The sequence below is a fragment of the Rhizobium sp. 05L419 genome (assembly GCF_056397845.1).
Genome location: NZ_JBFTOF010000024.1, coordinates 44,175 through 63,495, shown reverse-complemented (window position 1 = coordinate 63,495; position 19,321 = coordinate 44,175). Strand labels below are relative to the sequence as shown.

Below are 19,321 nucleotides of genomic sequence, written 5' to 3'. Positions count from 1 at the left end.
ATGGCAAATGTTGAAAACGCCCCTGGCAAGCCCGCATCCGGACTTGTCCAGAAGGGTATTAAAGAAGCTCTGTTCGCTGCTGTCATCTCGTTTGGCATGTTCGTGCTCTATGTCGGTCTGAAGACCGACCAGAACATCAGCAACGAACTCATCATCGTCCAACGCTGGGGTCTGCTGGCAATCTTCGTCGCTATCGCGGCTGTCGGCCGGTTCGCGGTCGTCGTCTTCCTGCGCCCGCACCTTGATGCGCGCAAGCTGGCGAAGGCACGCAGCGGCGAGCTGGATATCTCGACCGACAAGGGCTTCTTCCACAAGCACTTCCTGAAGATCGCGCTGGCTGTTCTGCTGCTCTACCCCGTCGTCATCGTCGCACTGGTCGGTGCTCAGGGATCGCTGAAATGGGTGGATAACTTCGGTATCCAGATCCTGATCTACGTGATGCTTGCCTGGGGTCTCAACATCGTCGTCGGTCTCGCAGGTCTGCTTGATCTCGGCTATGTGGCCTTTTACGCGGTCGGCGCCTATTCCTACGCGCTGCTGTCGAGCTATTTCGGCCTGTCTTTCTGGCTGCTGCTGCCGCTTTCGGGCATTCTGGCTGCACTTTGGGGCGTCATTCTCGGCTTCCCGGTTCTTCGCCTGCGTGGCGACTACCTGGCGATCGTGACGCTGGCTTTCGGTGAAATCATCCGCCTCGTCATCATCAACTGGACTGACGTGACGAAGGGGACATTCGGGATATCGAGCATTCCGAAGGCAACACTGTTCGGCATTCCGTTCGATGCGTCGCCCCACGGTTTTGCCAAGCTCTTCCACCTGCCGATTTCGTCTGCCTACTACAAGATCTTCCTCTTCTATCTGATCCTGGCGCTTTGCATGCTGACGGCCTACGTCACCATCCGTCTGCGTCGCATGCCGATCGGCCGTGCCTGGGAAGCTCTTCGCGAAGACGAAATCGCCTGCCGCTCGCTCGGCATCAATACAGTGACGACGAAGCTCACGGCCTTTGCAACGGGCGCGATGTTCGGCGGCATTGCCGGCTCGTTCTTCGCGGCCCGCCAGGGCTTCGTATCTCCGGAATCCTTCGTGTTCCTGGAATCGGCCGTCATCCTCGCCATCGTCGTTCTCGGCGGCATGGGATCGCTGACAGGCATCGCGATCGCTGCGATCGTCATGGTCGGCGGTACAGAAATGCTGCGCGAGATGGACTTCCTGAAGGCGATCTTCGGGCCGGACTTCACGCCGGAACTCTACCGCATGCTGCTCTTCGGTTTGGCGATGGTCGTCGTCATGCTGATCAAGCCGCGCGGCTTCGTCGGAACGCGTGAGCCGACGGCCTTCCTCAAGGAACGCAAGACTGTCTCCGGAAGCTTCACCAAGGAGGGCCACGGCTGATGAGCCCCCAGGAAACCAACATGACCAGCGATACTCTGCTCAAGGTCGAGCACCTGTCGATGAAGTTCGGCGGCCTGATGGCCATCAACGATTTTTCGTTCGAAGCCAAGCGCGGCGACATCACCGCGCTGATCGGGCCGAACGGCGCCGGCAAGACAACCGTGTTCAACTGCATCACAGGCTTCTACAAGCCGACGATGGGGATGATCACGATGCAGCAGAAGAGCGGCAAGGAATTCCTGCTCGAGCGGCTGACGGACTTCCGCATCACCAAGGAAGCCAAGGTCGCCCGTACGTTCCAGAACATCCGGTTGTTTTCCGGGCTGACCGTTCTGGAAAATCTGCTCGTCGCCCAGCACAACAAGCTGATGAAGGCTTCCGGCTATACGATCCTCGGCCTGCTCGGCATCGGCCGGTACCGCGCAGAATCGAAGGCTTCGATCGAGCTCGCGCGTCATTGGCTGGAAAAGGCCAACCTGATCGATCGGGCAGATGATCCGGCCGGCGATCTGCCCTACGGCGCACAGCGCCGCCTGGAGATCGCCCGTGCCATGTGCACGGAGCCGGAACTGCTCTGCCTCGATGAACCTGCGGCGGGCCTCAACCCGCGTGAATCGGCGGTGCTCAATGCATTGCTTCGTGACATCCGGACCGACACCGGCACGTCCATCCTGCTGATCGAGCATGACATGTCCGTCGTCATGGAAATTTCGGACCATGTGGTCGTGCTCGAATACGGCCAGAAGATTTCGGATGGAACGCCCGACCAAGTGAAGAATGATCCGAGGGTCATTGCGGCCTATCTCGGTGTCGAGGACGAGGAAGTGGAACAAGTGATTGCAGCCGTCGAGAACCTCGAAGGAGGCTCAAACTGATGACCGGTCAACCACTTCTGAAAGTTCAGGGCGTTGAAACCTACTACGGCAACATCCGCGCATTGGCGGGGATCGACGTCGAGGTCAACCAGGGCGAAATCGTCAGCCTGATCGGTGCCAACGGCGCCGGCAAGTCGACGCTGATGATGACGATCTGCGGTAGCCCGCAGGCGCGCACTGGTTCGGTCATTTTCGAAGGCCGCGATATCACGCGGATGCCGACGCACGAGATCGCCAGACTGCGCATTGCGCAGTCGCCCGAGGGCCGTCGTATCTTCCCGCGCATGACCGTCACGGAAAACCTCCAGATGGGTGCGGGTCTCGACAACCTCAAATACTTCAATGAGGACGTGGAGAAGATCTTCGCGATGTTCCCGCGCCTCAAGGAGCGCCAGTCGCAGCGCGGCGGGACGCTTTCGGGCGGCGAACAGCAGATGCTGTCGATCGGGCGCGCATTGATGGCACGTCCGAAGCTTCTGCTTCTCGACGAGCCGTCGCTCGGCCTGGCACCGCTGATCGTCAAGGGCATCTTCGAAGCGATCAGGAAACTCAACAAGGAAGACGGGCTTACCGTATTCCTCGTCGAACAGAACGCCTTTGCGGCGCTGAAGCTATCCGACCGCGCCTACGTCATGGTCAACGGCAAGGTCACTATGAGCGGCTCCGGGCGCGAGCTGCTGGCAAATCCGGAAGTACGCGCTGCTTATCTCGAAGGCGGACGGCATTGAGCATGACGAAGGGGAGACTTTGATATGCAGGGACTTTTCTTTGAAAGCGATACCGGCGTTCGCAGCATCATCCGTTTCGTGGTCGTGCTCATCGGATTCTGGACGGCATGGCGCTCGGGCCGAGCCGCGGCCGACGGATGGAGCAATTATCCGCTGGTCATCGCCTATACGCTTCTGCTGGGGGTCGCGATGCAGTTCCTGCATCACGCGCTCTTCGACGGGCCATTCCTCAGCGCGTTTTACTACGTCATCGACGTGGTTCTTCTATTGATCTTCTCGACGGCCGGCTACCGCTATCGCCGGACCAACCAGATGGTCAATAACTACTACTGGCTGTACGAAAAGACTTCCCCCTTCTCCTGGAAGGCAAAACATTGACAACCGGTTGAATCTAGGGACTGATTGCCCCTAGATTGGAACAAGTTTCCTGGTGCAGTAAAGTGGGTATTGCGCTGGGTCGTGGAACGGAACCCGCTAAAAAATTGGGAGTAACATAATGAAGAAGTCTCTTCTGTCGGCAGTGGCTCTGACGGCGATGGTCGCCTTCAGCGGCAACGCATGGGCCGACATCCTCGTTGCTGTCGCCGGTCCGCTGACTGGCCCCAACGCAGCATTCGGCGCTCAGCTCCAGAAGGGTGCTGAACAGGCAGCTGCTGACATCAACGCTGCTGGCGGCATCAATGGCGAGCAGATCAAGATCGTGCTCGGCGACGACGTCTCGGACCCGAAGCAGGGCATCTCGGTTGCCAACAAGTTCGCTGCTGACGGCGTCAAGTTTGTGATCGGCCACTTCAACTCGGGCGTTTCGATCCCGGCTTCGGAAGTCTACGCCGAAAACGGCATCCTCGAAATCACCCCGGCTGCTACGAACCCGAAGTTCACCGAGCGCGGTCTGTGGAACACGTTCCGCACCTGCGGTCGTGACGACCAGCAGGGTGCGATCGCCGGCAAGTATCTGGCCGACCACTTCAAGGATGCCAAGATCGCTGTCGTCCACGACAAGACCCCCTACGGTCAGGGCCTCGCTGACGAAACCAAGAAGGCCATGAATGCCGCTGGTATCACCGAAGTCATGTACGAAGGGATCAACACCGGCGACAAGGACTTCTCGGCACTCATCGCAAAGATGAAGGAAGCCGGCGTATCGATCATCTATTGGGGTGGTCTCCACACCGAAGCTGGTCTGATCATCCGCCAGGCTGCCGACCAGGGCCTGAAGGCGACGCTCGTTTCGGGTGACGGTATCGTTTCGAACGAACTGGCATCGATTGCCGGCGACGCTGTCCAGGGCACCCTGAACACCTTCGGCCCGGATCCGACACTGAACCCGGCCAACAAGGACCTCGTTGCGAAGTTCAAGGCAGCCGGATTCAACCCTGAAGCCTACACGCTGTACTCCTACGCTGCGCTGCAGACGATCGCTGGCGCTGCCAAGGCCGCCGCTTCGACCGATGCTGAAGCCGTTGCGGCTGCCATGAAGGCAAAGGGACCGTTCCCGACCGTTCTCGGCGACATGTCGTTCGACGAAAAGGGCGATCCGAAGCTTCCTGGCTACATCATGTACGAGTGGAAGAAGGGCCCGGACGGCAAGTTCAGCTACTTCCCGCAGGAAGCCAAGTAAGAGCCTGGCCTCTGAGCAGTATCGAAGCCCGGCACTTGTGCCGGGCTTCTTGCTTTCGGGGATCGCTTCCGAGCACCCCTTGCCAGCCCCATGCAATTGCAGCATCGTCCCGGCCCAGCCAACAGATACGGATTTGCCATGTCCTGCCCGACGATTCTCCTGACCCGGCGCTGGCCCGCCGCGGTCGAGTCCGCACTTTCCCAGCGCTTCGATGTCCGCTTCAATGACGACGACCGCCCGATGCCGATCGAGGCAATTGCGGCGGCATTGCGGGACTACGACGCCGTGCTGCCGACCGTATCTGACAGGTTGCCCGCTTCCGTCTTTGACGGCGATCCGATCCGGACGAGGATTCTTGGCAATTTCGGCGTCGGCTACAATCACATCGACGTGGCGGCGGCCAAGGCGCGGGGCATCGCGGTCACCAACACGCCGGGCGTACTGACCGATTGCACCGCCGATATCGCCATGCTGCTGCTTCTTTCCGTCGCGCGCCGTGGCGGGGAGGGCGAGCGGCAGGTTCGCGCCGGCGAATGGCATGGCTGGTGCCCGACGCATATGATCGGCACGAAGGTCACCGGCAAGACGGTCGGTATCATCGGCTTCGGCCGTATCGGCAAGGCGTTCGCACAGCGCTGCCATTTCGGCTTCGGCATGGATGTCGTCTTCTACAACCGATCGACGATCGATCCCGCGGAGGCGGCGCGTTACGGTGCCCGTCAGCTGCCTGCTGTCGAAGATGTGCTCGCAGCATCCGACTTCGTGTCGCTGCATTGCCCGGGCGGAGCGGAGAACAGACATCTGATGAATGCGGCGCGATTTGCGGCAATGAGATCAGGTGCTTACCTGATCAACACCGCTCGCGGTGACGTCGTCGATGAGACGGCGTTGATCTCGGCGCTGGACCAGGGCGTCATTCGCGGCGCCGGCCTTGATGTCTACGAGGCAGAGCCGCACGTGCCAGAGAAGCTCAAGGCCATGGAGAACGTGGTGCTACTGCCGCACCTCGGCAGCGCGACAGAGGAAACCCGGACTGCTATGGGTATGAAGGTCGTGGACAACATCACCGCGTTCTTCGAGGGCAGGGAGCCGCCGGATCGGGTGACTTGAGTTCTGCACGAGAGACGTCCGGCGCTAGGCGCGATCACGTATCGCAATTGACGATCTGGCTGTTGCGGCGCGTTTCGGGCTCTTTGCCGATAGGCCAAACAGCATACGCCCTGGTCCTGGCAGCAGATCCACCGCGACGGCGAACAGACCTGAAATCAGGACGGTCGCGGCCGTCACCATCGAAAAACTGGCGATGGCAGGCAGGTCGAGCGGCAGAACATAGTAGAGTGCCGCCACCGTCACCGTCTGGTGGACGATATAGAGTGGAAAGACGAGGCGATTGAGGGTGACGAGCCTGTCGCTGGGCTGATTGAAATGGCGGGCGGAAAAGCCCACGAGCGTCAGGATCATCGTCCAGGCCAGAAGGAAAACGCCGGTCTTGAAAAGCGGCGTATTGTCGGCGTAGCTGCCGATCGATTGTTCGCTCGGTAGCGCCCAGGCATAGCGATAAAGAAGCGCCGTCGTTGCGAGTGCGATTGCTGCGCTGACGTAACGCCGGTCGATGATTGAGCCTATCAGAGCGCGATGATGGCGGGCGATCAGAAAGCCCAGGCCGAACCAGCTCGCCCATGCCGCAAACCAGGCTCCATCATTGTAGAGCGCATTCGTCTGTCGTGGAAACAGCGGCGACAGCACCAGGTTGAGCACAAGCGGCAGCAGGAAAAACAAATAGATGAGATTGGTTTTGGATGCACGTTCGAACCACATCGCCAGCTTGTTTTCAGGCCGCGACAGGTAGCGAAACACCGGATAGCAGATCACCGACATCACAAGCAGATATGCGACGAACCACATATGCGCCCAGGTGAAATTGCCCCTGGGGTAGCGGCCTTCGGTGAAATACCGGGTGAGCCAGAAGTCGATCAGCGACCCTTCATAGCCGTTCTCGTACATCCGTTCATACCAGACCTGCGGTACGACGATGACGGCCATCGCGAAAAGCAGCGGAACGAGCAGACGAACCGTCCGCTTGCGCAGGAAGGAGATGCCGCTGGCGGAGCCGAACGAAAACGACACCCCCATCCCTGAGACAAAGAACAGCAGCGCCAGCCGCCATGCGCGCGGAAAATCCACGACGAGCGAAAGCGTATCGCTGGTCTTTTCGCTGTGGATCAACCACTTCATGTCGGGCAGAAACGCAGCCGACGAGTGGTAGACAAGGAGGATCGCGAAGGCGAAGATCCTCAGACGATCCACATAGTAAAGCCTGTCCTTCATTGCCCGCCGTAAGGTCCGTTGCTACCGCGGCCTTGTCGGGCCTTCTCTGTTGTACGAGAGAGGGGTTAAGAATCGCTGCGCAAGCTTGGTAAAGTCCGAGCCTTCAAGCCGGGTTGGCGGCGACATCACATCTCGTGCAGGACATGTGCCGCCTTGACCGCCGCGGAGGCGCGGTTTTCGACGCCGAGCTTCACGTAGATCTGCTCGAGGTGCTTGTTGACGGTGCGAGCCGAGAGGCCAAGGATCTCGCCGATATCGCGGTTGGCCTTGCCTTTTGCGATCCAGAGCAGCACCTCGGACTCACGTTGGGTCAGGGAAAAACGCTGCCGCAGCACCTCGTCATTGGCGCGCTGATTGTTTGCCGTCAGGCGGAAGAGGTATTCGTCCGGGCCAATCGTTCCGAGGAAGGCGAGGTGGAGCACATCCTGGCCGCCGTGCGCGACTGAAATGGGGCTTTCCCGCACGGATACGGTGCGGTTCTTCATCCAGCCCGCGATCGTGCTGATGACCGTATCCATGCCGTCGTCGCTGCCCATGGCCGCGTTGACAAGGCGCGTTGCCTGCGGCGTCGACCAATGGATGTTGCCGTCGCCCTTGACCGCCAGCAGATGGCGACCGGCTGCATCGAGCGCCACGCGCGCGCTCTGTGCCGAACGGGCGTTTCTCAGGTGGACACCGATGCGCGCGCGCAGTTCATCGATGTTGATCGGCTTTGTCAGGTAATCGACGCCGCCGGATTCGAGCGCATGCACGACGTGTTCGGTCTCCGTCAGTCCGGTCATGAAGATGACGGGTATCTGGCTGATCGCAGGGTTTGCCTTCAATCTCCGGCACGTCTCGAAACCGTCCATCGCCGGCATGACGGCGTCGAGCAGGATCAGGTCGGGGGTGATGCGTTCGACGATGTTGAGTGCGGCCGAGCCGGAGGTGGCGATGAGCACGGAGAAACCCGATTGCTCCAGCGCATCGGTCAGAAAACCGAGCGCATCCGGCGAGTCATCCACCAGCAGAACGATATCGCGCGGAAGCTCAGCCAAGGGGTTCTACCTTTTCATCAAAACGGTGAAGGACGTTCATGAAGCCGTTGAGATCGAAGGCGGCGACATAGGAGCGAAGTTCTTCGGTAAATGGCTGATTTGCCTCTACCTTGGCAAGGTCCGCAAGTTTTGCTTCGATGCCTCTGATATAGCCGATCTCGCCGAGCCGAAGCAACTCCTGCACATGCGCGGCACCGGGGCTCTCAAGGCGCTGCTTCGTCCTGACAGGTGGCGTGGGCATGGGGTCGGCGTACATCCATTTGAGGCCGAGATGCAAAGCGAGCTTGTCGCGCAACTGCCTGATATCGACGGGCTTGCCGATCGCGTCGTTGTGGCTGTCGTCACTGTCGCTATGGGCGGCTGCATCGCCGATGTTCGCCGACAGCATCACGATAGGCGACGTCTGGCCGGCCTCGCGCAGGCGGGAGACGAGCTGCCAGCCGTTCATGCCGGGCATGGATATATCGACCAGGAAGAGATCCGGCCGGATGCCTTCGATCAAGGTCAGACAGTCGGTGCCGCCGGCGGCGGTCAGCACGACGAAGTCGAGGGGGGCGAGGATTTCCCGCATCATCTCGCGGTGATCCTCATTGTCGTCGACGACGACGATGGTGCGCCGAGGACCGTCGTAGCTGACGATCTTCTTTTCCTGCGGCGGCGGCGTGATTTCGCGCAGGACGGCCGACAGCATCAGCCGGACGCGGAACGTGGAGCCCCTGCCTTTCTCGCTCGTCGCCGAGATCTCGCCGCCGAGCGTGTTGGTCAGCAGTTGGGTAATGGTCAGGCCGAGGCCGAGACCGGGCATCGGCCGTATGTTCTCCGCTTCGCCACGCTCAAAGGGCTCGTAGATGCGGCTCAGATCCTTCTGTGCGATGCCGCGGCCGGTGTCGGATACCGTGAAGGTGGCAACCTGGCTGCGATAGCCGACGTCGAAGGCGACGCTGCCTTCGTCGGTGAACTTGATGGCGTTCGAGAGCAGGTTGACGAGGATCTGGCGCAGGCGCTTCTCGTCGGTGCGCACGAACTGCGGCAGGGCAGGTGCGCGCACATGGTCGAAGGCAAGGCCCTTGGCGTGCGCCTGGGGTCGGAACATGTCGACCACCTGGTCGAGAAAATCCTGGATGTTGATCTCGTTCGAATAGACCTGCAGGCGGCCGGCTTCGATCTTGGAGATATCAAGCAGGCCGTCGATCAGGCCGGACAGGTGCTCGGCGCTGCGGCGGATGACCCTGATCGATGATTGGCGCGGGGTAGGGATGGTCTCGTCGCGCTCGAGAATCTGCGCGTATCCGAGCACTGCGTTCAACGGGGTGCGCAGCTCGTGGCTGAGACCGACGACGTAGCGGCTCTTGGCGCGGTTGGCGGCCTCGGCGGTTTCCTTTGCGTTCTGAAGCGCCGCATCCGTCTTCTTGTGGGCGGCAATCTCTTTCAGCAGGAGCGTGTTCTGGCGAGACGATTCCTCCTCGGCCACGACGCGGCTATCGTGCGCCAGCACGTAGAACCAGCAGACCACGCCTGCAATGACGGCGAAGACGAAGAAGACGATCAGGATCGTGCCGTTGACGACCTCGGCAGTCGCCGGCGAGGCGGAGGACACCTGATGCGCGATCATGGCGAGAATGGCGCCGACGGCGGTCAGCGCGAGCACCACAGCGATGCCGTAGCGACCGAGGCGCGTGGTCAGCTTCTCGATGACGGTTTCCGGCAGCACGGCCTTTGCCACCGTACCTACCTGGGCGTTGAAGCGCGCCTTGGGTTTGCACATGTCGTGGCAGCGGCTGTCGAGCGAACAGCACAGCGAACAAATGGGGGCGGCGTAGGCCGGGCACCATGCCATGTCCTCCGGCTCGAAGGGATGCTCGCAGACGGAACAGGTGATGTTCGTCAGGTTCTTCCAGCTCTGGCGCGGCTTGCGCGCCAGATAGAACTTGCCCTTCGTGCCCCAGGCGATCAGCGGCGAGACGGTCAGGGCGACCACCAGCGTGATATAGGGGGCGAGCGAGGCGGCGACCGTGCCGAAAGCGCCGAAATGGGCGATCAGCGCGATCGTTGCTGACAGCGTCATGGCGCCGAGGCCGACGGGGTTGATATCGTAGAGATGGGCGCGCTTGAACTCGATGCCGGGAGGGGCGAGGCCGAGCGGCTTGTTGATGAAGAGGTCGGCCGAGATCGTGCAGAGCCACGCCATGGCGATGATCGAGAAGATCCCGAGCGTTTCCTCGAGCAGCTTGTAGATGCCAAGTTCCATCAGGAGGAGGGCAATCGCCACGTTGAAGACCAGCCAGATGACGCGGCCGGGGTGGCTGTGGGTGAGGCGCGAAAAGAAGTTCGACCACGCGAGCGAGCCCGCATAGGCGTTCATGACATTGATCTTCAGCTGCGAGATGACCACGAAGGCCGCCATCAGCAGCAAGGCCGCGTTGTGCCAGGGGATCATGTAGCCGAAGGCCGTCAGATACATCTGCGCCGGATCGGCGGCCCGGTCGACGGGGACGCCCGATGCGAAGGTGAGTACGACGAGGAATGAGCCGGCGAGCAGCTTCGGCGCACCGATGACGACCCAACCGGGGCCGGCGAGGAAGACGGCGAGGCGGTGACGCCACTTGGTCGGTTTTTCGGGCGGCAGGAAGCGCAGGAAGTCGGCCTGCTCGCCGATCTGCGACATCAGCGCCAGGATGACGGCGGAGGCAGCGCCGAACTCGACGAGGTCGAATGGCGCGATCGTGCCCGGCGGACCGGAGGCGTGCCGGATGCCGGAGAAGGCGCGCCAGAGATCGAATTTCTCCCAGTCCGAGAAGGCGATGAAGATGAAGGGCAGGACGTTGAGAACGATCCAGAAAGGCTGGGTGAGCAGCTGGAAGCGGCTGATCAGCCTTACGCCGTGCGTGACCAGCGGAATGACCATGACGGCGCTGATGATATAGCCGATCCACAGCGGAATGCCGAGCGTCAGCTCGAGTGCGCCCGACATGATCGACGCTTCGATGGCAAACAGCATGAAGGTGAAGCTGGCATAGATCAGAGACGTGATCGTCGAGCCGATGTAGCCGAAGCTGGCGCCACGGGTCAGAAGATCGATATCGACGCCGTGGCGAATTGCATAGCGGCTGATCGGCAGGCCGATCGCCAGCATGGCGATGCTGGCGACGACGATGGCGAAGAATGCGTTTGTCGTGCCGTAGGAGAGCGTGATGGCGCCACCGATGGCCTCAAGTGCGAGGAAGGAAATGGCGCCGATGGCTGTCTGTGAGATGCGTTGCGAGGAGAATTGCCGCGCGCTCTTGGCGGTGAAGCGCAGCGCGTAGTCCTCCAGCGTCTGGTTGGCGACCCAGCGATTGTATTCCCGTCTCACCGGGATGATGCGTTGCCGCGCTGCCATGCGTGTGTATCGGCCCCTTCGTTCCCCTTGTGAGACGTTCGTAACATGGATCGGCACGGTTCTTAAGAGTGCATTGCAACGCAAAACTGCACATTTCGCCCCGTCTACTACGTCATATTACGTATACGCTTTCGCAGTGCAGCACCGGATAGTCCCTTAAGCAACAGTTAACCGCCGTTTTCGGCCTGTTGTCGAACAAGAAGAGGGGATCAACCAGATGAAACTGAGATCATATGTTTCAGGCGCCGTTCTTGGCGCCGTCATGTCGGCTACGGCCGCATTCCACGGAGCCGCTGTTGCGGCTGACGACACCATCAAGGTCGGGGTTCTCCATTCGCTGTCCGGCACGATGGCGATCTCCGAAACGACGCTGAAAGACGCCATGCTGATGCTCATCGACGAGCAGAACAAGAAGGGCGGCCTTCTCGGCAAGAAACTTGAAGCCGTCGTCGTCGATCCGGCGTCCGACTGGCCGCTGTTTGCCGAAAAGGCACGCGAGCTGATCGAAAAGGACAAGGTGGCGGCCGTGTTCGGTTGCTGGACGTCGTCCTCGCGCAAGTCGGTTCTGCCTGTTTTCGAAGAGCTGAACTCGATCCTGTTCTACCCGGTTCAGTATGAAGGCGAAGAATCCTCGCGCAACATCTTCTACACCGGCGCCGCTCCGAACCAGCAGGCCATCCCGGCCGTCGACTATCTGATGGAGAAGGAAGGCGTCAAGCGCTTCGTGCTCGAAGGGACCGACTACGTCTATCCGCGCACCACCAACAAGATCCTGGAAGCCTACCTCATCGCCAAGGGTATTCCGAAGGAAGACATCATCATCAACTACACGCCGTTCGGCTTCTCCGACTGGCAGACGGAAGTTTCCAAGATCAAGGAATTCGGCGCGGCCGGCAAGAAGACCGCCGTCGTCTCCACCATCAATGGTGACGCCAACGTTCCGTTCTACAAGGAACTTGGCAACCAGGGCGTCAAGGCAACCGACATCCCGGTCGTCGCCTTCTCTGTCGGCGAAGAAGAACTTGCCGGTCTCGACACCAAGCCGCTCGTCGGCCACCTCGCTGCCTGGAACTACTTCGAGTCGGTCGAAAGCCCGGCCAACAAGAAGTTCATCAAGGAATGGCATGCCTACACCAAGAACGACAAGCGCGTGACCAACGACCCGATGGAAGCTGCCTATATCGGCTTCAACGCCTGGGTTAAGGCTGTTCAGGCCGCCGGCACGACCGACACGGACAAGGTTCTCGACACGATCATCGGCACCACCGTTCCAAACCTGTCGGGCGGTTATGCGACCGTCATGCCGAACCACCACATCACCAAGCCGGTTCTCATCGGTGAAATCCAGGGCGACGGCCAGTTCGAAATCGTCCAGCAGACGCCTGCCGTCGTCGGCGACGAATGGTCCGACTACCTGCCGGACTCCAAGGATCTGATCTCCGATTGGCGCAAGCCCATGAACTGCGGCAACTTCAACGTCGCCTCGGGCAAGTGCGGCGGCAAGGGCTCCTGAGTGCGAACCCCGTCACTCCGATAGCCTGAATCAGCTTCCGCCCGGCCCTCCTGTCCGGGCGGAAGCTCATCTCTCCGAAGTGCAGCCTTGATGCTTCGGACGGCTACGGTCCTCACTGTGGATCGCACCCGACTTGAAGGCATATTTTTCCCGATTGCGCCGGAAGGCCAACGATAACCGAGGCAAGAAAGCCGATGTATCGCGCCGTCAAGATTTTGCTTCTGACGCTCTGCCTGGCAATGCCGGCCTTTGCGACCGTGCTCAAGGCACAGGAAGACATCCACCCTCTCGTCGATGCGCTTGGCGTGGGCGATTTCCCCGAGCGCGAGGCAGCCATCACGGCGCTTGTCGCATCAAAGAACCCGCAGGTCAGCCAGATCCTGCAACAGCTGAGCGAGGGCCAGCTCTACGTCAATCCGGACGGCGGCCCTGTCCTGCTGCAGGGGGGCACGGATGACGAGCCGACCTATTCCGATCCGATCAGCGGCGAAGCCGCCAGCGACGTCGATCCAGATGTCATGTCCAAGGTCAAGATCAACAATTCGCTTCGCGGCGTCATCAGCTCCGCAATGAGCCAGCTGACGCTGCTGAGCCCGGACCGCGGCGCGCGGCTTGCCGCCGCGCAGGGCCTGCTCAGGGACGCCGATCCGGCAAATCTCGATCTGCTGAATTCCGCGCTTGCAGGCGAGAAGGACGCCGACGTCAGGAACACGATGGAAGCTGCCCGCGCCGTCATGATGCTGAAGAGCGACGTCAGTGCCGAGGAGAAGAAATCGGCCATCGACACGATTGCGGCCCGCGGAGGACGCAACGCACTGACCATCCTGACAGCGGCTACGGAAACTGCGCCCGATGATCTCAAGGGCGAGATCCAGGCGCACATCAACTCGCTCAACCGCAGCCTTGCTCTGTGGGACGTGGTGCAGAACGTCTGGTACGGCCTTTCGCTCGGCTCTGTCCTGTTGCTTGCGGCCATTGGCCTTGCCATTACCTTCGGCGTCATGGGCGTCATCAACATGGCGCATGGTGAGATGGTGATGATCGGCGCCTACACGACCTATGTCGTGCAGGAGTACATCGCTTCGGCATTTCCCGGCCTCGCGACCTATTCTCTGGCCTTTGCGGTTCCGGCGGCCTTCGTCTTTACGGGGTTCGTCGGGCTGGTGATCGAGCGTGCCGTCATCCGCTACCTCTACGGGCGGCCGCTTGAGACGCTGCTTGCGACATGGGGCGTTTCGCTGATCCTGCAGCAGGCGGTACGTTCGATCTTTGGACCGACCAACAGGGAGGTTCGCAATCCGAGCTGGATGTCGGGCGTCTTCGAACTCGGCGGCCTGTCGATCACCTGGAACCGCCTCTGGATCATCGTTTTCTCGATGGCTGTTTTCGTGACACTCCTCATGCTGCTGAAGCGCTCTGCTTTCGGCCTGCAGATGCGCGCCGTCACGCAGAACCGGCGCATGGCCTCCTCGATGGGTATCCGCACCGGCTGGGTCGATGCCTTCACCTTCGCGCTCGGTTCCGGCATTGCCGGCATGGCGGGCGTGGCGCTCAGCCAGATCGACAACGTCTCGCCAAACCTCGGCCAGAGCTACATCATCGACAGCTTCATGGTCGTGGTCTTCGGCGGTGTCGGCAATCTCTGGGGCACGCTGGTCGGCGCTCTGTCGCTCGGCGTCGCAAACAAGTTCCTCGAGCCCTTCGCCGGTGCCGTGCTCGGCAAGATCCTGGTGCTAGTGCTCATCATTCTCTTCATCCAGAAGCGGCCGCGCGGGCTCTTCGCACTCAAAGGAAGGGCGGTGGAAGCATGATTACGGCCTTCCTTCTCCGGTCTCTCGATCGCAAAATCGTCGTTGCACTCGTCCTCCTTCTGGCGATTGCCGTGCTGGTGCCCGTCCTCAACCTGATGACGGCACCGACCCATCCGCTGCATGTCCCGACCTACATCATGTCGCTGTTCGGCAAGTACCTGACCTACGCGCTGCTGGCGCTGGCGCTCGATCTCGTCTGGGGTTTCTGCGGCATTCTCTCGCTCGGCCACGGCGCCTTCTTCGCACTCGGCGGCTATGCGATGGGCATGTATCTGATGCGCCAGATCGGCGCGCGCGGAAGCTACGGCGATCCTATCCTGCCCGACTTCATGGTGTTCCTGAACTACAAGGCGCTGCCCTGGTTCTGGTACGGCTTCAACCACTTCTGGTTTGCGGCATTGATGGTGCTTGTCGTGCCGGGCCTGCTCGCCTTCGTCTTCGGCTGGTTCGCGTTCCGCTCACGCGTCAACGGGGTCTACCTTTCGATCATCACGCAGGCGATGACCTACGCACTGCTGCTTGCCTTCTTCCGCAACGACATGGGTTTCGGCGGCAATAACGGTCTCACCGATTTCAAGGACATCGTCGGCTACAACATTCAGGCGGACGGCACGCGCGCTGCTCTGTTTGCCGCGACCGCGCTTTTCCTGGCGCTCTCGCTGCTTCTGGCATCCGCCATCGTGCGTTCGAAGTTCGGCAAGGTGCTGGTCGGCGTTCGCGATGCGGAAAGCCGCACGCGCTTCCTCGGCTACCGCGTCGAGCATTTCAAGCTCTTCACCTTCGTCGTCTCGGCGATGATGGCGGGGATTGCCGGCGCTCTTTATGTGCCGCAGGTCGGCATCATCAATCCGGGCGAGTTCGCTCCGGCCAATTCCATCGAAGTCGTCATCTGGACGGCGGTCGGTGGGCGATCGACACTGATCGGTCCGATCATCGGCGCCATTCTCGTCAACGGCGGCAAGTCGATCTTTACGGGCCTCTTCCCTGAATTCTGGCTCTTTGCACTTGGCGGCCTCTTCGTCGCCGTGACCATATTCCTGCCCAAGGGGATCGTCGGCACGCTCGGCCAGTACATGGGCAAGCGCAAGGCGCTCGCCAGCGATGCCTCGCCTGCCAAACAGGAAGAGGGCATCGATGCAAAAATCCAGGCTGCGGAGTGAGCGCCATGATCCCCGACGTCAAACCAAACAGCGTTCTCTACCTCAACAACGTCTCGGTTTCATTCGACGGTTTCAAGGCGCTGAACTCGCTCTCGATCGTCATCGAGCCGGGCGAGCTGCGGGCGATCATCGGTCCCAACGGCGCCGGCAAGACAACGATGATGGACATCATCACCGGCAAGACACGGCCGGACGAAGGAGATGTCTATTTCAACGGCCAGATCGACCTGACCAAGAAGGACGAGGCCGACATCGCGCAACTCGGCATCGGCCGCAAGTTCCAGAAGCCGACGGTCTTCGAGAGCCATACGGTATGGGACAATCTGGAGCTGGCGCTGAACCGCAAGCGCGGCGTCTTCCCGACATTGTTCTACCGGTTGTCGGCGGCCGACCGCGAGCGCATGGTGGAGATCCTCGACACCGTGAGGCTCACGCACCGTCGGGACGACCTGGCGGCAAATCTCTCTCACGGCCAGAAGCAGTGGCTGGAGATCGGCATGCTGCTTGCCCAGGAGCCGAAGCTCCTTCTGGTCGACGAGCCCGTTGCCGGCATGACGGATGCGGAGACGAGCGAGACAGCCGTCCTGCTCAAGGAGATCGCCAAGACGCGTTCCGTCGTGGTGGTCGAGCACGACATGGGCTTCATCCGCGACCTCGGCGTCAAGGTGACCTGCCTTGCGGAAGGGTCCGTGCTTGCCGAGGGATCGATCGATTTCGTGAGTTCCGATCCGAGGGTGATCGAAAACTATTTGGGGCGCTGAGGATGAGTTATCTCTTTGCTATCGGTGCGGGTAAAGTGCCTCCCTCTTGTGGGGAGTGGGGAGGGGACTTGGAGCCCGCAGTTCGCCAGGAGACGGCATTATGCTGACAGTCGAAAATGCAAATCTGCACTACGGCGCCGCTCAGGCGCTCCGGGGCATCTCGATCAAGGCCGAGATGGGCAAGATCACCTGCGTGCTGGGGCGTAACGGCGTGGGGAAGAGTTCTCTTCTGCGCGCCGTTACCGGCCAGCACCCGTTGTCTGCCGGAACCGTCACGTTCAACGACACGAAGCTCAACGGCCTGCCGCCCTATGCCAGGGCCAAGCAGGGGATCGGCTACGTGCCGCAGGGCCGGGAGATCTTTCCGTTGCTGACCGTCAAGGAAAACCTGGAGACGGGCTTTGCGCCGCTCGGTCGGCGCGAGAAGAACATTCCGGACGATATCTTCAGCCTCTTTCCGGTGCTGCAAACCATGTTGGGGCGTCGCGGCGGTGACCTCTCGGGCGGGCAGCAGCAGCAGCTGGCGATCGGCCGGGCCATGGTGACGCGGCCGAAAATCCTCGTCCTCGACGAGCCGACGGAGGGCATCCAGCCGTCGATCATCAAGGATATCGGCCGGGCGATCCGCTACTTGCGCGACAGCACCGGAATGGCGATTTTGCTCGTCGAGCAGTACCTCGACTTCTGCCGAGAACTTGCAGACTACGTCTATATAATGGACCGCGGCGAGATCGTGCATCAGGGGCTGGCCGAGACGCTGGACACGCCGGAGGCGCGCCGCCATCTGACCGTCTGATCGTGCGGCGGGCAATTGCCGCTTTTCAAGGCAGTCGAGCTGCCTTGTTCGGTATATCTTGGTTGTGTTGTGGCCCCCTGGGGGGCGGCATGAGAATTGCGTGCCTTCAATCGTTTGCAGGATCGACTGAAAACAGGCTGGCAAATCGGTGGTCTTCCGAGGGTATGGCGAGGGGATGGCGAGGGGATGAAATGACGAACGCTGCCGCAGCCACGAGACCGCAAAGGGCCGAGGGGCGAGGGCATCTGGCCGCGAAAGCCCTTGGCGGGCGCACACGCATCCGGGAACTCTATCAGGATGGTGCTGCCAAGATCCGGCTGCCGGATACGTTCAACGCCTCCATGGAAGCGGTCATCATCAATACGGCCGGTGGCCTGACGGGCGGCGACCGGATGAATTGGAGCGTCGTTGCCGACCCCGACACGCGCATCGACGTGACCACCCAGGCCTGCGAAAAGATCTACAAGGCGTCAGCCGGAACGGCCGAGGTGACGACGACGATCAAGGTCGGCGCCAACGCGCGCGTCGACTGGTTGCCGCAGGAAACCATCCTGTTCGACCGCTCGTCGCTGTTGCGCAGGCTCGACGTCGATCTTGACGAGGGTGCGGAGTTCCTCGCGGTCGAAGCCATTCTGCTCGGACGCAAGGCGATGGGCGAGGCGGTCGAGACCGGTATGTTCCGCGACCGCTGGCGCATCCGGCAGGCGGGCAGGCTGTGCCACGCCGAGGATCTTTGCCTCGCAGGCAGCGTGTCTGCGCTGGCCGGTGAACAGGCGATGCTGGGCGGCAAGGTTGCCTTTGCGACGCTGCTCTATGTCGGGCCGTCGGCGGAAGCCTATCTGGGTGCCGTTCGACCGCTGCTCGACGGCCATATGGGCGGTGCCAGCACCTGGGCCGGCAAGCTCGTCGTCCGGCTTGCGGCGCCAGACGGCTTCGCTCTCAGAAAAATCCTGATCCCGATCATTTCCTCCTTGCGCAACGGCGCGCCTGTGCCGAAAGTCTGGAATCTATAATTCAAGCAGATGGATGCACGATGAACCTCACACCGAGAGAAAAAGACAAGCTGCTGATTTCCATGGCGGCGATCGTCGCCCGGCGGCGGCTGGAGCGTGGCGTCAAGCTCAACTACCCCGAGGCAATCGCGCTCATTTCCGACTTCGTCGTGGAGGGCGCACGGGACGGTCGCCCGGTCGCCGAGTTGATGGAAGCCGGTGCCCACGTCATCGGACGCGACCAGGTGATGCAGGGTATCGCTGAGATGATCCATGACGTGCAGGTCGAAGCGACGTTCCCTGACGGAACGAAGCTCGTCACCGTGCACGAACCGATCCGCTGAGATCGATATGCTGGAACTGCGACCCAACTGCGAGTGCTGTGACAGGGACCTGCCGCCCAATAGCCGCGACGCCATGATGTGCACGTTCGAATGCACGTTCTGCGCGGATTGTGCAGGCGGTGCTCTGGGCGGAACCTGCCCAAATTGCGGCGGCGAACTGGTGAGCCGGCCGGTGCGCCCCGCCGCAATGCTCGCCAGGTACCCGGCATCGACGAAACGTATCCTGAAGGCCGAGGGCTGCGCGCCCGTCAAGGCCGCGTGAGGAGAAGACCATGATCCCAGGCGAAATTATTGCCGCGAGCGGCGACATCGAATTGAACGCCGGCGCGCCGACAATCACGCTCGACGTGTCCAACACGGGCGACCGTCCGGTTCAGGTCGGCAGCCACTATCACTTCGGCGAAACCAATGCCGGTCTCTCCTTCGACCGCGAGAAGGCTCACGGCATGCGGCTGGATATTCCGGCCGGGACCGCGGTGCGCTTCGAGCCGGGGCAGACGCGCTCGGTAACGCTCATCCCACTTTCCGGAAAGAGGGAAGTCTACGGCTTCCGCCAGCTTGTCATGGGCAAGCTCTAAGTGAAT

At 61.2% G+C, this 19,321-nt stretch carries 18 protein-coding genes; 15 read left to right on the top strand and 3 right to left on the bottom strand.

All coding sequences use genetic code 11. The features are described 5' to 3' along the window. The 6 genes from livM (at position 1) to AC1DMK_RS24270 (ending at position 5,726) form a co-directional block, all read left to right on the top strand. Positions 1-1,392 carry a high-affinity branched-chain amino acid ABC transporter permease LivM gene (gene livM / locus AC1DMK_RS24295; protein WP_477862673.1) on the top strand — a complete coding sequence of 464 codons (1,392 nt, stop codon included), beginning with the start codon at positions 1-3 and terminating at the stop codon, positions 1,390-1,392. A 20-nt stretch (positions 1,393-1,412) separates the two neighbouring features. Further along, the gene (locus AC1DMK_RS24290) at positions 1,413-2,267 is read left to right on the top strand and encodes an ABC transporter ATP-binding protein (protein ID WP_477862671.1); all 855 of its coding nucleotides are present in this window, start codon (positions 1,413-1,415) and stop codon (positions 2,265-2,267) included. Next, a complete protein-coding gene (locus tag AC1DMK_RS24285; protein WP_477862669.1) occupies positions 2,267-2,995 on the top strand; it encodes an ABC transporter ATP-binding protein in 729 nt (242 codons plus the stop codon). Before AC1DMK_RS24290 ends, AC1DMK_RS24285 begins: the two co-directional genes overlap by 1 nt. A 24-nt stretch (positions 2,996-3,019) precedes the next feature. Next, positions 3,020-3,373 (top strand): DUF6867 family protein, encoded by a 354-nt coding sequence (locus tag AC1DMK_RS24280; protein WP_477862667.1) that lies wholly within the window; start codon positions 3,020-3,022, stop codon positions 3,371-3,373. A gap of 118 nt (positions 3,374-3,491) precedes the next feature. Further along, the gene (locus AC1DMK_RS24275) at positions 3,492-4,616 is read left to right on the top strand and encodes a branched-chain amino acid ABC transporter substrate-binding protein (RefSeq protein ID WP_037062426.1); all 1,125 of its coding nucleotides are present in this window, start codon (positions 3,492-3,494) and stop codon (positions 4,614-4,616) included. Positions 4,617-4,754: 138 nt separating this feature from the next. Continuing rightward, on the top strand, positions 4,755-5,726 hold the full coding sequence (locus AC1DMK_RS24270) for a 2-hydroxyacid dehydrogenase (RefSeq protein WP_477862665.1): 972 nt from the start codon (positions 4,755-4,757) through the stop codon (positions 5,724-5,726). A 24-nt stretch (positions 5,727-5,750) separates the two neighbouring features. On the opposite strand, the gene AC1DMK_RS24265 is transcribed toward AC1DMK_RS24270, so the two are convergent. The 3 genes from AC1DMK_RS24265 to AC1DMK_RS24255 form a co-directional block, all read right to left on the bottom strand. Then, positions 5,751-6,944 (bottom strand): acyltransferase family protein, encoded by a 1,194-nt coding sequence (locus AC1DMK_RS24265; RefSeq protein ID WP_477862664.1) that lies wholly within the window; start codon positions 6,942-6,944, stop codon positions 5,751-5,753. Between the two features lie 125 nt (positions 6,945-7,069). Beyond that, positions 7,070-7,981 carry a response regulator transcription factor gene (locus tag AC1DMK_RS24260; protein WP_037062422.1) on the bottom strand — a complete coding sequence of 304 codons (912 nt, stop codon included), beginning with the start codon at positions 7,979-7,981 and terminating at the stop codon, positions 7,070-7,072. Beyond that, complete coding sequence (locus AC1DMK_RS24255) at positions 7,974-11,360, bottom strand: ATP-binding protein (RefSeq protein WP_037062420.1); 3,387 nt, start codon at positions 11,358-11,360, stop codon at positions 7,974-7,976. The genes AC1DMK_RS24260 and AC1DMK_RS24255 overlap by 8 nt, the downstream gene beginning before the upstream one ends. Positions 11,361-11,577: 217 nt before the next feature. Between AC1DMK_RS24255 and urtA the strand changes: the two genes are divergently transcribed. The 9 genes from urtA to AC1DMK_RS24210 all read left to right on the top strand — a co-directional run bounded on the left by urtA (position 11,578) and on the right by AC1DMK_RS24210 (position 19,315). After that, positions 11,578-12,873: an urea ABC transporter substrate-binding protein gene (gene urtA, locus AC1DMK_RS24250; RefSeq protein WP_037062419.1), complete on the top strand. Its 1,296-nt coding sequence runs from the start codon at positions 11,578-11,580 to the stop codon at positions 12,871-12,873. 194 nt (positions 12,874-13,067) lie between these two features. Continuing rightward, a complete protein-coding gene (gene urtB / locus AC1DMK_RS24245) occupies positions 13,068-14,684 on the top strand; it encodes an urea ABC transporter permease subunit UrtB (protein WP_477862661.1) in 1,617 nt (538 codons plus the stop codon). After that, positions 14,681-15,844 carry an urea ABC transporter permease subunit UrtC gene (gene urtC, locus AC1DMK_RS24240; protein ID WP_477862659.1) on the top strand — a complete coding sequence of 388 codons (1,164 nt, stop codon included), beginning with the start codon at positions 14,681-14,683 and terminating at the stop codon, positions 15,842-15,844. The genes urtB and urtC overlap by 4 nt, the downstream gene beginning before the upstream one ends. Before the next feature lie 5 nt (positions 15,845-15,849). Then, positions 15,850-16,605, top strand: a complete 756-nt coding sequence (urtD, locus tag AC1DMK_RS24235; RefSeq protein WP_477862657.1) for an urea ABC transporter ATP-binding protein UrtD — start codon at positions 15,850-15,852, stop codon at positions 16,603-16,605. 100 nt (positions 16,606-16,705) lie between these two features. Beyond that, positions 16,706-17,401, top strand: coding sequence for an urea ABC transporter ATP-binding subunit UrtE (gene urtE, locus AC1DMK_RS24230; RefSeq protein ID WP_037062413.1), 696 nt, complete (start codon positions 16,706-16,708; stop codon positions 17,399-17,401). 191 nt (positions 17,402-17,592) lie between these two features. Next, complete coding sequence (locus AC1DMK_RS24225; protein WP_477862654.1) at positions 17,593-18,414, top strand: urease accessory protein UreD; 822 nt, start codon at positions 17,593-17,595, stop codon at positions 18,412-18,414. A 20-nt stretch (positions 18,415-18,434) separates the two neighbouring features. After that, on the top strand, positions 18,435-18,737 hold the full coding sequence (locus AC1DMK_RS24220) for an urease subunit gamma (protein ID WP_037062411.1): 303 nt from the start codon (positions 18,435-18,437) through the stop codon (positions 18,735-18,737). A gap of 7 nt (positions 18,738-18,744) precedes the next feature. After that, a complete protein-coding gene (locus AC1DMK_RS24215) occupies positions 18,745-18,999 on the top strand; it encodes a DUF1272 domain-containing protein (RefSeq protein ID WP_477862652.1) in 255 nt (84 codons plus the stop codon). A gap of 10 nt (positions 19,000-19,009) precedes the next feature. Next, positions 19,010-19,315, top strand: a complete 306-nt coding sequence (locus AC1DMK_RS24210; RefSeq protein WP_037062410.1) for an urease subunit beta — start codon at positions 19,010-19,012, stop codon at positions 19,313-19,315. The last annotated feature ends 6 nt before the right edge of the window (positions 19,316-19,321 follow it).